Annotated in this window: 11 protein-coding genes and 1 pseudogene; 3 read left to right on the top strand and 9 right to left on the bottom strand. The window is 70.0% G+C overall.

Going from position 1 to position 13415, the window contains the following annotated elements; genetic code table 11:
- Positions 1–6: 6 nt before the first annotated feature.
- A pseudogene (locus tag GQF42_RS01400) lies at positions 7–278 on the top strand (M24 family metallopeptidase); the annotation flags it as partial.
- Here the strand turns inward: GQF42_RS01400 and GQF42_RS01395 are convergent.
- A complete protein-coding gene (locus GQF42_RS01395) occupies positions 254–3001 on the bottom strand; it encodes a molybdopterin-dependent oxidoreductase (RefSeq protein WP_158916945.1) in 2748 nt (915 codons plus the stop codon). The pseudogene GQF42_RS01400 and the gene GQF42_RS01395 sit on opposite strands and share 25 nt — an antisense overlap.
- The gene (locus GQF42_RS01390) at positions 2998–3822 is read right to left on the bottom strand and encodes an FAD binding domain-containing protein (RefSeq protein WP_158916943.1); all 825 of its coding nucleotides are present in this window, start codon (positions 3820–3822) and stop codon (positions 2998–3000) included. Before GQF42_RS01390 ends, GQF42_RS01395 begins: the two co-directional genes overlap by 4 nt.
- A gap of 213 nt (positions 3823–4035) precedes the next feature.
- Between GQF42_RS01390 and GQF42_RS01385 the strand changes: the two genes are divergently transcribed.
- Positions 4036–5547, top strand: coding sequence for a PucR family transcriptional regulator (locus GQF42_RS01385; protein ID WP_158916941.1), 1512 nt, complete (start codon positions 4036–4038; stop codon positions 5545–5547).
- A gap of 4 nt (positions 5548–5551) precedes the next feature.
- Here GQF42_RS01385 and GQF42_RS01380 read toward each other — a convergent pair whose 3' ends face one another.
- The 4 genes from GQF42_RS01380 to GQF42_RS01365 all read right to left on the bottom strand — a co-directional run bounded on the left by GQF42_RS01380 (position 5552) and on the right by GQF42_RS01365 (position 8919).
- Positions 5552–5950: a TOBE domain-containing protein gene (locus tag GQF42_RS01380; protein WP_158916939.1), complete on the bottom strand. Its 399-nt coding sequence runs from the start codon at positions 5948–5950 to the stop codon at positions 5552–5554.
- Positions 5951–6619: 669 nt separating this feature from the next.
- Positions 6620–7654, bottom strand: coding sequence for an IS110 family RNA-guided transposase (locus GQF42_RS01375; protein WP_233273171.1), 1035 nt, complete (start codon positions 7652–7654; stop codon positions 6620–6622).
- A 234-nt stretch (positions 7655–7888) separates the two neighbouring features.
- Positions 7889–8356, bottom strand: a complete 468-nt coding sequence (locus GQF42_RS01370; RefSeq protein ID WP_158916937.1) for a hypothetical protein — start codon at positions 8354–8356, stop codon at positions 7889–7891.
- Entirely contained in the window at positions 8353–8919 is a 567-nt protein-coding gene (locus GQF42_RS01365) for an ATP-binding protein (protein WP_158916935.1), read from the bottom strand. Before GQF42_RS01365 ends, GQF42_RS01370 begins: the two co-directional genes overlap by 4 nt.
- A gap of 260 nt (positions 8920–9179) precedes the next feature.
- On the opposite strand from GQF42_RS01365, the gene GQF42_RS01360 reads away from it, so the two are divergent.
- Positions 9180–10505, top strand: a complete 1326-nt coding sequence (locus tag GQF42_RS01360) for a DNA-binding protein (RefSeq protein WP_158916933.1) — start codon at positions 9180–9182, stop codon at positions 10503–10505.
- Here the strand turns inward: GQF42_RS01360 and GQF42_RS01355 are convergent, their stop codons facing one another.
- The 3 genes from GQF42_RS01355 to GQF42_RS01345 all read right to left on the bottom strand — a co-directional run bounded on the left by GQF42_RS01355 (position 10506) and on the right by GQF42_RS01345 (position 13174).
- Positions 10506–11519, bottom strand: coding sequence for an NAD-dependent epimerase/dehydratase family protein (locus tag GQF42_RS01355; protein WP_158916931.1), 1014 nt, complete (start codon positions 11517–11519; stop codon positions 10506–10508).
- A gap of 72 nt (positions 11520–11591) precedes the next feature.
- On the bottom strand, positions 11592–12836 hold the full coding sequence (locus GQF42_RS01350) for a site-specific integrase (RefSeq protein WP_158916929.1): 1245 nt from the start codon (positions 12834–12836) through the stop codon (positions 11592–11594).
- The gene (locus GQF42_RS01345) at positions 12833–13174 is read right to left on the bottom strand and encodes a hypothetical protein (RefSeq protein WP_158916927.1); all 342 of its coding nucleotides are present in this window, start codon (positions 13172–13174) and stop codon (positions 12833–12835) included. The genes GQF42_RS01350 and GQF42_RS01345 overlap by 4 nt, the downstream gene beginning before the upstream one ends.
- Positions 13175–13415 lie beyond the last annotated feature (241 nt).

Below are 13415 nucleotides of genomic sequence, written 5' to 3'. Positions count from 1 at the left end.
CCGGACCGTACGGACGCCGCACTGCACGCCGAAGTCGCCCAACTCCTGCCGAGGCTGGCTGGGAGCTGGGTGGCTGGCACGCCGCGCACCTAGTGGGGGAATTCCGGCACGAGAAGCTCGACGGCGCGGACGCCGAGTCGTACATCACACCCGCCAATGACACCCTGCTGCGGCGCACCGACAAAGCCGGGCGCCGCTGTCACTGGATCCTGGAGATGCATCTGGTGGACCATGCGCGGGGCTTCGGCGGGTTCTACGAGGAGTTGCTGACGCTCTGATCCGTAACACCGGCCTCGTGCATCGCCCGCCACACGCGGTCGCGCGTGAAGGGCAGCTCGGTGAAGCGGATGCCGGTGGCGTCGCGCAGGGCGTTGGCGAAGGCGGGGGCGACGGGGTTGAAGGGGCTCTCGCTCATCGACTTGGCGCCGAGGGGGCCGATCGCGTCCGAGGTCTCCATGAAGTGGACCTCGGTGCGCGGGATGTCGGCGTACTGGGGGAGGCGGTACTGGCGGAAGGCGAAGGTCTCGACCTTGCCTTGTGTGTTGATGCGGACGTTCTCGAAGAGCGTGGAGCCGAGGGCTTGCGCGATCCCGCCCTCGACCTGGCCGCGGCACTGCATCGGGTTCATGACCTTGCCCGCGTCGGCGGCGTGCACGCTGCGCAGGATGCGAATCTCGCCGGTGCCCGGATCGACCGCCACCTTGAACCACTGGGCGTTGAAGGCGACCGAGCGTGGGGTGCCGCCGAAGTTGCCGTCGGCGGTCAACTCGACGCCGACCGCCCGTGCGGCTGCGTACAGCTCCTTGAGCGTCAGGATCCCGCCGGGATGCTGCACGGCCTCTTCCGCGAGCCCGCAGCCTGCGCGCGGGACGCGCAGGTGGGCGGCGGCGAAGTCGAGGAGCATGTCGGCGAGCCCGCGGGAGGCACGTAGCGTGGCCTTGCCGGCGACGACAGTGCCGGTGGAGGCGAAGGCGCCGGTGTCGTGCCGTACGACGTCGGTGTCGGACTGGCGGATGGTGATCCGGTCGACGGTGGTGGCGAGTTCCCCGGCCGCGATCTGCTTGTGCACGGTGGTGGTGCCGTTGCCGAACTCCGCGGTGCCGACGGCCAGGTCGAAGGTGCCGTCGGGCAGCAGAGTGGCCTTGGCGTCGGCGATGTGGCCGCCAGGCGGCCCGGTGGCGATCATCGCCAGGGCGGCCCCCTCGCCGACCAGCCAGCCCTCCGGGGCGGGAAGGCCGGCATCGGTGTCCGCCTGTGCCCGGCGCACGATGCCGATGCACTGGTCGAGGCCGTAGCTCGCGATGTGCAGGTCCTCCTCGTGGCCGCCCGGAGTGACCATCGGCTCGTCGGCGCCGATCACGTTACGGGCCTTGAACTCCAGTGGATCCAGGCCGAGTCGGCGGGCCAGTTCGTCGAAGGCGGACTCGACGGCGAACATCACCTGGCCGAGGCCGTAGCCGCGGAAGGCGCCCGCCGGGACGGTGTGCGTGTACACCGAGTAGGCGTCGACCTTCTTGTTCAGGGCGCGATAGATCGCCATCGACTCCCCGACACTGTGGAACATCACGGCAGGTCCGTGGTTGCCGTACGCGCCCGTGTTGGCGACGACCCGCAGCTGGAGGGCGGTGAGGGTGCCGTCGCGGCGGGCCCCCGCCTTCAGATGGATGGTGAAGGGGTGTCGAGTGGTGGCGCCGTAGAACTGCTCGGCGCGTGTGTACTCGAGTTTCACCGGGCGGCGCAGCTTCAGCACCGCCAGCGCCACGATGTCCTCGACCAGCATCTCCTGCTTGCCGCCGAACCCGCCGCCGACCCGGCCCGCCATCACGCGCACCTTGTCCTCGGACAGGTCGTACAGGGCGCACAGGGCCCGGCGTGTGAGGAAGGGAGTCTGGGAGCTGGTGCGCACGGTGAGCCGACCGTCCTCGTCGAACCAGGCGACCGCTCCGTGTGTCTCCAGGCTGGCGTGCTGCCCGCGCTGGGTGCGGAAGGTCTCCTCGTAGACGGCGTCGGCCTCGGCGAACCCGGCTGCCACGTCGCCGATCTCACCGTGTGCCTCACCGACCACATTGTTCTCGGGGCGAGAGATGCGGTGGATCTTCGGATCCTTGTCATGGACGACGGGAGCTCCGGGCCGCATGGCCTCCTCGGGGTCGAGGACGGCGGGCAGCACCTCGTACGTCACGTCGATCCGCCGGCAGCCCTCCTCGGCCGCGCCCTCGCTGTCGGCGACGACGGCCGCCACGCGCTGGCCGATGTAGCGGACCCGGTCGTCGAAGACACGGGTGTCGTCCGGGTCCTCCGTAGGGTGCTCGTGGCGGGCGGTGGAGAAATGCCGTTCCGGAGCGTCGTGATGGGTGAACACGGCGTGGACGCCGGGGACGCGCAGGGCGGCGGAGGTGTCGATGTCGACGATGCGGGCGTGGGCGTGGGGGGAGCGCAGCAGCTTCATGTGCAGCAGGCCCGGCACGTCGATGTCGAAGGTGTAGCGGGCGGTGCCGGTGACCACCTGCGGTCCGGCCGGGGCGGGCAGGCTGCGGCCGACGGACTCGCCGGGTGCCGGTTCCTCGGTGTTCTTCACTCCGCGTACGGCGTCCTCGATGGCCCGGTAGCCGGTGCAGCGGCACAGGTTGCCCTTGAAGGCCCTTGGGAGGTCAGCCAGTTTGTCCTCGTCGAGGGCGGCCGTGGTCATCAGGAATCCGGCGGTGCAGAAGCCGCACTGGAAGCCCTGGGCGTCGAGGAACTTCTGCTGGACGGGGTGGAGTTCGCCCTCCGGCGTCGCCAGGCCCTCGACGGTGGTGACCTTGTGGCCGTCGGCGCGGAACGCGGGGTAGAGGCAGCTGTGGACCGGCTTTCCGTCGACGTGGACCGTGCAGGCGCCGCAGTCGCCCTGGTCGCAGCCCTTCTTGACGCCGAACCAGCCGCGTTCGCGCAGGTAGGTGCGCAGACACTGGCCGGGGCGGGGTTCCTCCTCGTGGGACCGTGCGTTGACCTCGACCTTCATCGTGCCTCCTGCTGTGTCAGCTCCTGGCGGATCTCCTCCGCGTACCGGTACGTCATGTGTCGCCGCCAATCGGGCAGCCCGTGGATGTCGTCGAACCACTCGTCGTCGGCTACGGCCGAACCGATTGCCGACCGCAGCGCCTCGCCGGTCGGCGGCAGCGGGAACCACAGCCGGAACGGGCGGACCGTCGACGCGGTGATGGTGACGGCGAGGGAGTCGTCGAGCGGGTCCAGGGTGCCGATGATCAGCACACCGGACCGGCCGAGGCCGTACAAAGACGCCTGCCGGAACGCCGTACGGCAGGCCAGGGCGCGGGCCGGAAGAGTCACCGACCGTATCAACTCACCCTCCGTCAGAATCTTGCAGCCCGCTCCGGTGATGAAGTCGACGACACGGATCCGGCGCCGTGAGCCCTCCTGCGCGATCAGCAGGCACTCCCCGTCCAGACCGGCCGTGAGGGAGATCATCGGGCCGGCCGGTAGACCGTTGCCCAGATTCCCGCCGACCGTGGCCATGTTCCAGATCTTGAACGACGCCAGGAACGCCCGGCAGCACTGCTCGAACAGCGGCGCCGCCTCGGCCGCCAGCCCCTTCGCGAAGGCGGACAACTCGGCGACCGTGCAGGTGGCCGCGATCTCCAGAGAGCCGTCCAAGTGCTGCTGCACGGGGATCCAGCCGGTGCGACTGAGGTCCACCAGGCGACGCAGATGCGGCTGCGGTTCGGAGAACAGATACGTCCCGCCGCCCAGCCAGGCATCCCCCGGCCGCCAGGGCGCCGGGTGCCGTGCGTCCCGGATCTCCATCACCGTGTTCAGGTCCATGACCGACAGTGAAGCAACGGGAATCGGCCAAAACGACTGGTTCACAGCACGGAAACGACGGCTGGACCGCCTCGATATTTGGTGAATCAACCAAGAGCCATACCGTTCCCTCCCTCTGGCACTTACCATGCGATGACTCGCATGCACCTGGTGAATGTGAGATGCCGGGTGTCAGGCACCGCCACCCGGCAGCCGTACGAGGAGCCGCAACCCATGCACGTCGAACACCTCCTTCAGGACGAGTCCCTCGGCCTGCGCCTGCTCTGGGCCCAGGACGAACTGCTGAGGCGCGAGATCAGCGGCGTCACCGTCACCGACCTGGAGGACCCCGCCCGCTTCGTCCGGCCCGACGAGGTCGTGCTCAGCGGACTCGTCTGGTGGAGCGCGGACGGGGGCAGGGACAAGGCCGAACGCTTCGTCTCCGGACTGAAGGACGCGGGCGCCGTTGCGCTGCTCGCCGGTGAGGAAACGCACGGCTCGGTCCCCGGCGATCTGGTCGAGGCGTGCGCACGGTATCGCGTCCCGGTCGCCGGCGTGCCGTCCCATGTAATGTTCCGCGCGATCACGGACGCCGTGTACCTGCGGCAGTGGCGCGGGCTGAGCCGTCACCACGCCTTGCCCGAGCACGTGCGTGTCCGGCTGAACCGACTGGTCGCGAAGGACGCCGACCTGGCCCTGCTCCTCGCCGCCGCCTTCGGACACCTCGACGTGGCCCCGGCGTACGTCCTGACCTGCACAGGCCGGACCGTCGCGGCCACGCCGGGCGCGGACCCGCTCCCCGCACTGGAGGCCGCTGCCCTGCCCGGGAGCGACGTCGGTGCGACGGTGCCGGTGGAGGCCGACGTCGTCACCCCGTACGAACGCTGGTGGCTGCACCTGCCGGACGCCGCTGCAGCACCACCGCGCCTGCTGCACGAGATCACCACCGTCCTGGGCCGCTGCCAGCAGGCCCTGAGCAGTCGACGAGCCACCGAGCACCAGAAGGCCGACGAGCTCGGGAGGCTGCTCACCGATCCCGAGGCCGGTGATGTGACCAGCGCCTGGCGGGCCTGCGGTCTCCCGGCGCAGGGCCCGTACCGCGTGGTCGTGGCCGACACGGGCGCACGGCACGAGGGACTGGCGAAAGGCGCGCTGACGGAAGCAGTCGCGCACATCGCACCAGCGTTCGCCGCGGTGGGGCGCCTGCCCGACGGAACCGCTTTCGCGGTGCTCCCCGAGGACGCTGCCGCCGGTCTGGCGGAGATATGGCCGCTGGTGGCCGCCTGCGAGCCGGAGATCGTCCTGCACGGAGGGCTCGCCTCACCGGCCACGCAGCCGACCGGGCTGCCCGGCGCCCTGGCCGAGGCTCGCTACGCTCTGTCCTCGGCACGGTCGACCGGATCGGGCATCTCGTGCCTGACCGATGTCACGGCCCTGACCACGCTGGACACGCTGCTCACCGGCGTACCGGCCGAGGTCCGCGCCGCCTACAGCCGTACCGTCCTCGGGTCGTTGCTCGACACGGGGAGCGACTCCGCCGCGGTGCTGCTGAACACCCTGGAGGTGTTCCTTCTCCATGACGGTTCCTGGGCCCGCACGGCGGAGGCGCTGCACGTCCACGTCAACACCGTGCACTACCGGATCCAGCGCATCGAGCACTTCACCAGCCGTGACCTGTCCCACCTCCGCGACCGCCTGGACCTGTGGGCGGCCCTGCTCTGTCGCCCGGATCCGGGCAGCACATAGGCCGCTACGATCGCTCGACGTGCACGCTCGTCGACTTCACCCGCGCGACGACTGTGACCCCGATCGCCAGAGCCAGCTCGTCCACCGCCTCGCGGGTCACCAGGGACACGACCTGGTGCGGACCGGCCTGGATCTCCACCCGGGCCACGACGTCGTCCATCGTCAGGGCCGTGACGATCCCAGTGAGCGCGTTGCGCACGGAGGTGGGCGGCCCGGCCGCCTCGCCCCGCTCGCCGTCGGCCGCCCGCTCCCGCACGAACCGCGCGAGCCCCACGCTGTCGATCACCCGGTTCCCCGAGCCGTCCCGCCCCATCGGCAGCCGGCCCGCGTCCGCCCAGCGGCGCACGGTCTCCGGACTCACCCTCAACAGGCGCGCTGCCTGGCCAATGCTGTACGTCGGCACTGTAAGACCCTAGCCGTCCTCTCTCCTCGCCGAAGGCCGTGCATGTTGCTGCGCCGACTGGAGTACCTCGTCTCGCTCGCCAGGAAACGCCACTGGGCATGAGAGTCCGTACCGTCGCTGCGGCGCACGGCAGCGAAGCGCCAGGGGGGTAGTCCAGGCGTCCGGGGCGTCGAGGCATCGGATGCCGAAGGGGGACCACGCACATCCCTCCGGGACCCCGAACGTGTGCAGCCAGGCGTGTGAGATCACGCTGGACCAGCGACCGCCGGGGAGGTGCCCGTAGAGCCCGGCGACGCTGGTCGCGGAGGCGACGGTGGGGCGTGGCTCAGCCGCGTCCGAGGGCGTTCGTGCCGTGGTCGACGAAGGACAGCCGAGAAGGCGGGTTACACGGCTGCCCGTCGATGTTGGTCACGAGTGGGCGAGAATCAATTCAATTTCACCCCGCCTAAGCCAGTTTGGGCACAGGTTCGGATGAAGTCATCCGGCAGTGACCGAGTCATGCCTTTGTGCCGGGATCGATGGGACGGTTGCGCAGTGCCGTCCCGGACGGGGGTCTGACTCATGAGATCTATGACCGAAGTGTCCAGTCACTGGCTTGTCGACTGCCGTTGCGGGATGGCGCCTGCAGGTACCGAGCCACGAGGCGTGTCCCAATAGCGCCTCTGTGTGTCAAGCGGCTTGAGCAAGGTGGTTCCGGTGGTCTCGTTTCATGATCCGGTAGACCACGTTGGACAGACGTCGTTTGAGGGCCCTTCGGGCTTCCGAAGGTGTCTTCCCCTCACTGATCTTGCGGAGGTAGTAGTCCTGCCCGCGCCCGCCGCCGCGGATCTGGCAGACGGCGATCGTGTGCAACACAGAGTTCAGCGCGCGGTTGCCGCCGGTGTTGAGCCGGTGGCGGACGTTGTTGCCACTGGAGGCGTCCAGGGGTGCGCTGCCGGTGTAGCTGGCGAAGTGGTGCTCGGTGGGGAACCGACTGATGTCCCCGATGTGACCGATGACCTTCGCGGCCAGCACGGTGCCCAGGCCCGGCAGGGCGGTGAGCGTGGTGCGAGTCGCGGCGACGGCTTCGCGCATCTCCGCTTCGTTGTCCTTGACCTGCCGGTCCAGTCTGCGCAGGTCGGCCAGCAGGTCACGGGCTATGTCCCGGCGGCAGTTGTCGGTGGCCGTGAGCGGCCGGATCCCCTTCATCAAAGCGGCAGCCTTGTCGGCCGACAGCGCGGTGGGGGCACCGCCGGGCAGGAGATCACGCAGGACGGCGTGGAGTCGGTTGAGGACGCGGGTGCGCTCGTGGACCAGGTCGTCTCGACGCTCGGTCAGCAGCCGCAGGATGGTCGTCTGGTCCTCCCGAGTCACAGGACGCAGGTCGGGGCGGAAGAGGGCGACCTGGGCGACGTGGAGAGCGTCCTTGGCGTCGGTCTTGCGGTCTCCTCCGGTGGCCAGCAGCCGGGCCCGGGCCGACAGGGTGGAGGGCACGTCGACCACGTTCTCGCCCGCGGCGGCCAGCTGCTGGGCGAGCGAGCGGCCCAGGCCGCCGGCACCCTCGATCGCGAAACGACGGTCGGGCCACTGCTCGCACCAGCCCATCAGCTGGCGGAAGGTTCCGGCATTGACGACGAACCGGCGCTGGGCCACCTGATGGCCTGCGGCGTCAACTGCGACGGCGGTGTGGGACGACTTATGGGGATCGACACCGATCAGGATCACAGGCTGCTGCTTTCGCACTCGATGAGTCAGGAAGGGGAGTGCGGTGGGCACCCTGACTTGAAGTCACCGTGTCACCTTCATGCCTCTGTCGAGCCACACCGCGCGGGTGTCGGCCGGCGACGGCACGCTATTGGTGAGCCAGCCCGAGGGCGGCAAGGGGCACTGCGGGCCCGTGCCGACCGACACCCTGGACGCTACGGCTGCAGACCGAGCATCTGGGCTCGATTCAACAAGTCAGGGGCCGGGCGGCTCCGTCGACGTGACCGCCGGGAGTGCAAGGTGATGAGGCCGGCCGAGGCACATCGCGTAGCGGTGCGGCGCCCACTGCTCGCTCGTGCCCGGCGGAACCAGCCAGATCAGCCATGACCGCTGCGGGTCCTCGATCACCGGCCCGCACGCGTCGGCCCGCTCGTCGCCGACGCGCTGGATGCCGTCCATGACGGATACGGCGGCGTACGCCTCCGGTCCGCTCGCCGTGACGACGATGTCAAAGAAGTTGCCGCCGAGGGGAAGCTGAAGCACCTGGTCCCGGCGCACGCTCATGAGTTGGCGCACCCGCGTGGCCAGGTCGCGCATGTCGGGTGCGACCGAGGCGGGGTCGACCTCGAAGGGCTGTTGCTGGAAGATGGGCGGCCCTGCCTGCGGTATGGCCCGCTCCGGCGCCGTCATGGCCCGCTGGGGCAGCTGCTGAGCGATGCTCACGCCGACGCCCCCTCACGGCCGGCGGGCACGAGCGCCCGCACCGTCTTGCCGATGACCAGGCCGTTGACGCGCTTCACCTCCCAGGAGAGCCGTGCGCCCTGGCGCCTGGCGAAGCCCAGCCCGGATTCCGCACCCCGGTGGCCGTCTGCTGCCGCCTCGAAGTCGGCGAACGCAGGGTCGGCGTCGTCCACCTCGATGCACAGCTCGTCGTCCTCAGACGGTAGATGGAGCCGCACGACGACGCGCCCGTCCGTGAACGGCCTGCCGTGCCGAGCGGCGTTGCTCGCCAGCTCCGCCGCGATCCGGGCGCCGGCTTCGACGTCGCCCGTCCAGTTGGCCACGGTCAGGCGGGTGCGCACCATCAACCGGGCGTTGCGGCGGATGCCTTCGTTTGCCAGCAGACCGCCGTCCCACTGCAAGAGCACAAGGTCTTCCGGCTGTAACGGCATGAGAACCAGCGTCGCGCTCACTGGGTGAGAGGCGGTGACGTCCTCGGACGCCGCGGACGTGACCGCGTCATCGTCCTGGGCCGAAGTGATGCACTGCTGCGTTGCGGGGTTCACGGGGGACTCCCATGGTTTCTGTGCTCGTTCGGGCACTCTCAGCGAAGTAGGCGATCAGAGTTCACCTGCGGCACATGGCTCCGCCATGGCCTGCAACGTGGTCTCTTCGACACTTCCGTGCGACATAGGTGGCCCCGGGGTAGCTTTGAAGTGGCTTCTGCGCGAGGGAGGTTGCCCTGACGAGGAACCGCGGTATCCCTTTCCGGAGAAGGGATCGACTCGCAGGCCAGCCGACTGTGGCGTCGCAGACTGGGAGCGGAATGAGGACTGAACCGAGGACGCTGCTCGCGTGGCTGTGCCGTCGCGACAAGCTCACCTACCGGCGGTTCGAGGAGAAGTTCACCGAGGTCGGTGTGCGGCTCTTCGGCCACAGTCCCAACAACCCGACGTGCGGCGAGACGCAGTTCCGGCGGTGGACGGGCGGCCAGTTACAAGGGCTGCCGGGCCCGGAGACCTGCCAGATTCTTGAGGCGATGTGGCCTGAGCACACGGCTGAGGAGCTGTTCAGGCCGTCGCCCCAGAGCGATCCCCAGGCACCCGCGTACGACCTGGAAGAGCGAGTCCGCATGAGCGCAGAAGAAGCCCACGAGGCCGCCGACGCAACTGCATCGGCGTCCATCTCCGACAACACCATCGATGAACTGCGCGACCAGGTGACGGCCGTGGCTCAGGGGTACCACCTGATGCCTCCGGCGAAGGCCTATGAAGCCGCCGATGCTCTTCGCCAGTCGATCGAACGCCACCGGGACCGGACGCAGGTCCCCGTCCAGCAGCAAGACCTGATGATTCTGAACGGGCAGACCGCCGCTCTCCTGTCGGTCGCCGCGTTCGACCTCGGGTATTTCCAGTCCGCCCGCAGCCTTGCCCGCACCGCCGCGGTGTTCGGCGAGGCCACCCGCTTCACTCCTCTGGAGGCATACGCCTACGGGACGCTGGCCTACATCGCCTACCACACCGGCAACGCCACCGAGGCGGTCGCCAAGGCGACCAAGGCGCAGTCCTACGGCGGTCTCGGCGACGTCGCCCACCGCCGGCTGCTCGCCATCAAGGCCCGCTCCCACGCGCACCTGGGCGACGTGGTCTCCGCGCGGCGCGCCATCCAGCGCTCTGGCGAAGCGGGCCACGGCCAGCGCGACGAGCTGCACGACGGGGTGGGCGGCGAGTTCGCGTTCACCCCGGAGCGTCTCGCCATGTCCACCAGCACGACCGGGCTCCTCATCGGGGACGCGGTGCAGGCCGAGGCGGAGGCCCGGCGGGCGCTGGACCTCATCGGGCAGCGGCCGCCGGAGCGCCAGTCGAGTCACGTGCGGGCGAGCGCGGCCGTCGATCTCGCGCACGCCCGTCTCCTCGCCGATGACGTGGACGGCGCGGCCGAGGCGCTGAAGACGGTGTGGAGCGTGCCGGTGGAGGCCCGGAAGACGGGCATCGTCGTCCGTACGGCGCGCCTCGGCCGCCACCTCGCCCGCCCCGAGTACCACGGGGCGCAGCTCCCGGCGACGCTGCGGGAGCAGATCGAGGAGTTCAACCGGGTCTCTCCGCCCCACAAGATAGGCCCGCACGTGGGCCTCCTCGCGATCGAGGCCTGATCACACAGAGGCGAGGATCTTCGCTTCCTTCTCTGCGGCGATCCCGTGTTCTGCCCATCGGGGGTGGTCCACGGGACGCCCGTCGGCCGCCCACCACCGCCACGTGTCGCGGATCGTCTCGGCGAGCGGCCTGCATCCCAGCCCAGCCGCTACGGCGCGGCTGGAGTCGACGGACCACACCCCGGCGTGGGTGCGCCACAGGGGCAACTCGGTCCACTGCTTCACGCCTTGCTCGACCAGCACCGCGGGATCCACCCATACCGGCGCCCCGGGCCCGCCTGTCTCGGACAGGCACGCGTCGAGGAAGCCGCTGAAGGTCATGCCGTCGGGGTGGGTGATATTGTAGCCGCCGCTCGTGGAGCTGGCGGCCTGGTCGAGGGCGAACCGGGCCACGTCGCGCACGTCGACCGGCTGAATGCGCTGCTCGGCCGGGGCGGGCGCGAGGATGCGGCCGCCGCGCTTGGCGCGCTCCAGCCACCAGGGCAGCCGGCCCACGTACTCGCCGGGGCCGAGGATGACGCCCGGACGCAGCAACACCGCGGCGTCACCGAAAACGTCCGTCACGGCGCGCTCGCCGCCGGCCTTCTGGAAGCCGTACTTGGTCGGCGAGCCATCCTCGCCGGTGTAGCCGTAGGACTCGTCGGCGTCCGCCGGGCATTCCAGCAGCGGTGAGGCGTCGGTGAGCGGCTGGTGCGGCCATCCCTCGTACACGGACACGGTGGAGATGTGCACCCAGCGCCGGGTGGCTGTACGCAGCGCGGTCGTGGCGGCCAGGACGTCGCCCGGCGGGAGTTCGCTGCTCGATGTGTCGATCACAGCATCCCAGGGCTCATGCCCGGCGAGGCGTTCGAGGTCCACGCGGCTCGTACGGTCTCCGTGCACGGGCTCGACACCATCCACGTCGCGGCCGGAGCGCCCCCTGTTGAAAGTGGTGACCTCCCACCCCCTCGACAGTGCGCCCTCCACGATGTGCTTGCCCAGGAACCAGGTCCCGCCCATGACCAGAAGTCTCATGGGGGTGATCCTGCCGTGCGGGCCCGTACGGCGGAAGCGCGGTCCGCCGTACGGGCGCTCAACTGTCCAGGACTATGCTTCGGTTTCCTCCGCTCGGGCCTGCTGTACGGCGGCGTGGGCGGGGCCGCCGTACAGCGGGACCGCGGCGAGCGGGTCACGGGTCCCGACACCGTGGGGGCGGTCGTAGACGGTGTCGGCGGTCTTGGAGCCGTCCGCCCATCGGCCGGCCCTGTTGCGCTCCTGGAGGGAGACGCCCGCCTCGATCAGGTCGGTGTTCGCCCCGGCCCGCCAGGAGTGAGAGGTGACCTTCTTGCCGTCGATGTAGGGCACACCCGCACGGTCGGCGAGAACCTGAAGCCGTTCGTTGAGGGAGCCCGGGCGCATCTTCTTCCCGCGCTTGCGGTCCTCGGGGTACTTCACCAGTTGGCCCTTCTTGGTGAGGGCGCGGAAGAGCGGGTCGTCGGGGCCGTTCGCGCCGAGCTCGCGCAGGACGTCGAGCCACGCCTGGGCGCGGCGCACGAGTTGGAGGTCTTCCCGGTCCTTGATGAACCGACCAGCCCCCTTGCCCGTCTGGTCGGTCTTGGACATGGCCGTGGTCACGAACAGGCCGGTGGGGTGAACCCTTACCCGCTTCACGAGCTGGTCGGCGAGCTCCATCTCGCGGTGCAGGTTCGCGTAGGCCAGGGCCGCAAGGAACGCGTCCCGCTTGCCGATGTTCGTCGTCTCGTCAATCGCGTTGATGATCCGCAGGTTGTAGCCGATGGTGACGGCCGGGGCCCGCCTCACCTCACCGCCGGCCGCCACCCACTCCCTGCGCCAGGCGCGCAGGCGGGCCTTGAAGTGGCTGGGGTCGGGGCGCAGGTCGACCGGCTGCCAGTTCCAGATCCGGGACATGTATGTCCCCACGCTGTCCGGCACGTACTTCCCCGCCTTGCCCAGCCGGATCAGGTGCAGGCCGTAGCGGGTGTAGGTGGTTGTGGTGCACGGGCGGGCCCGGTGCGGCGGCTTCTGCTGCGCGCACCATGCCTCGAAGGCGCGCACCGTGGAGTCCCGGTTGATGACGGTGTTCTCGGCGAGATCCGGCTCGTCTAGGTCGGCGACGTCCTCGTCGGTCAGCCGGAATTCGTGTTCACCCCATACCGGCTGTTCGTCGGCGCGCGGCGGGTGCTCCCCGGGGGCGAGCATGGTGTGCTGGTTGACGATGTAGCGCACCGGCGCCGCGGTGTCGGCGACGTCCAGCAACTCGCCTTCGTAGACGACCAGATCGGCCGCGCCCTCACTCTCGGGCTCCAGTCGCTCCAGTCGCTCGACGCTCACGCCTGCCCCTCCACGGCCTGCCGGTACTCGGGGTGGTCGCTCCACTGCTGCGCCATCTCCCGCAGCCGTTCGAACTCGGTGCGGGCGGCGTCCAGGCGGCCGAGCTCGATGGCGGCCTCGCCGCGGCCGGTCATGCGCCCGAGCCGCTCCCAGTCGCCTTCGCTGGAGTGGTTCTGCCGGAGGCGCACGTGGATGAACCAGTACAGCCGCAGCAGCTCGGATTTCGTGGCTTCCTGCTGCGCGGCCGTGGTGTCGTCGGCCGGCGTGCAGGGCGCGGGAGTCTGGGGCGCCACGGTCGGCTCCGGCCGGGAGCCCTGCGGGCTGTGTCCGGTGCTCACGCCCGGCCCTCCACCCCGTCGGCGCCGCGCTGCCACACCGTGGCGCTCCCCTGGGGATCGGTGTCCACGGCTGTCACCGTCTTGTCGGTGCCGCCCCGGACGAACGTGTGCGCCCACTCCACCGCGTCGTCCTGCGGGTCCAGGTCGACATCCGCGGTGTCTCGGCGCCGCGCCGTCCATGTGGGCTCGGTGTGATGGAAGTTCTCCGCGCGCTCGCGCAGTGCCTCCTTGGCGGCCGGGT

The sequence above is a fragment of the Streptomyces broussonetiae genome (assembly GCF_009796285.1).
Taxonomy (GTDB): domain Bacteria; phylum Actinomycetota; class Actinomycetes; order Streptomycetales; family Streptomycetaceae; genus Streptomyces; species Streptomyces broussonetiae.
The sequence above is the reverse complement of the archived record's forward strand: the minus strand, read 5'-3'. Positions and strand labels throughout refer to the sequence as shown.

Bases quoted from the DNA above. Each gene is read 5' to 3' on its own strand.
- GQF42_RS01390 (WP_158916943.1), bottom strand. From the start codon at position 3,822: ATGGACCTGAACACGGTGATGGAGATCCGGGACGCACGGCACCCGGCG.
- GQF42_RS01355 (WP_158916931.1), bottom strand. From the start codon at position 11,519: ATGAGACTTCTGGTCATGGGCGGGACCTGGTTCCTGGGCAAGCACATC.
- GQF42_RS01395 (WP_158916945.1), bottom strand. From the start codon at position 3,001: ATGAAGGTCGAGGTCAACGCACGGTCCCACGAGGAGGAACCCCGCCCC.
- GQF42_RS01385 (WP_158916941.1), top strand. From the start codon at position 4,036: ATGCACGTCGAACACCTCCTTCAGGACGAGTCCCTCGGCCTGCGCCTG.
- GQF42_RS01360 (WP_158916933.1), top strand. From the start codon at position 9,180: ATGAGGACTGAACCGAGGACGCTGCTCGCGTGGCTGTGCCGTCGCGAC.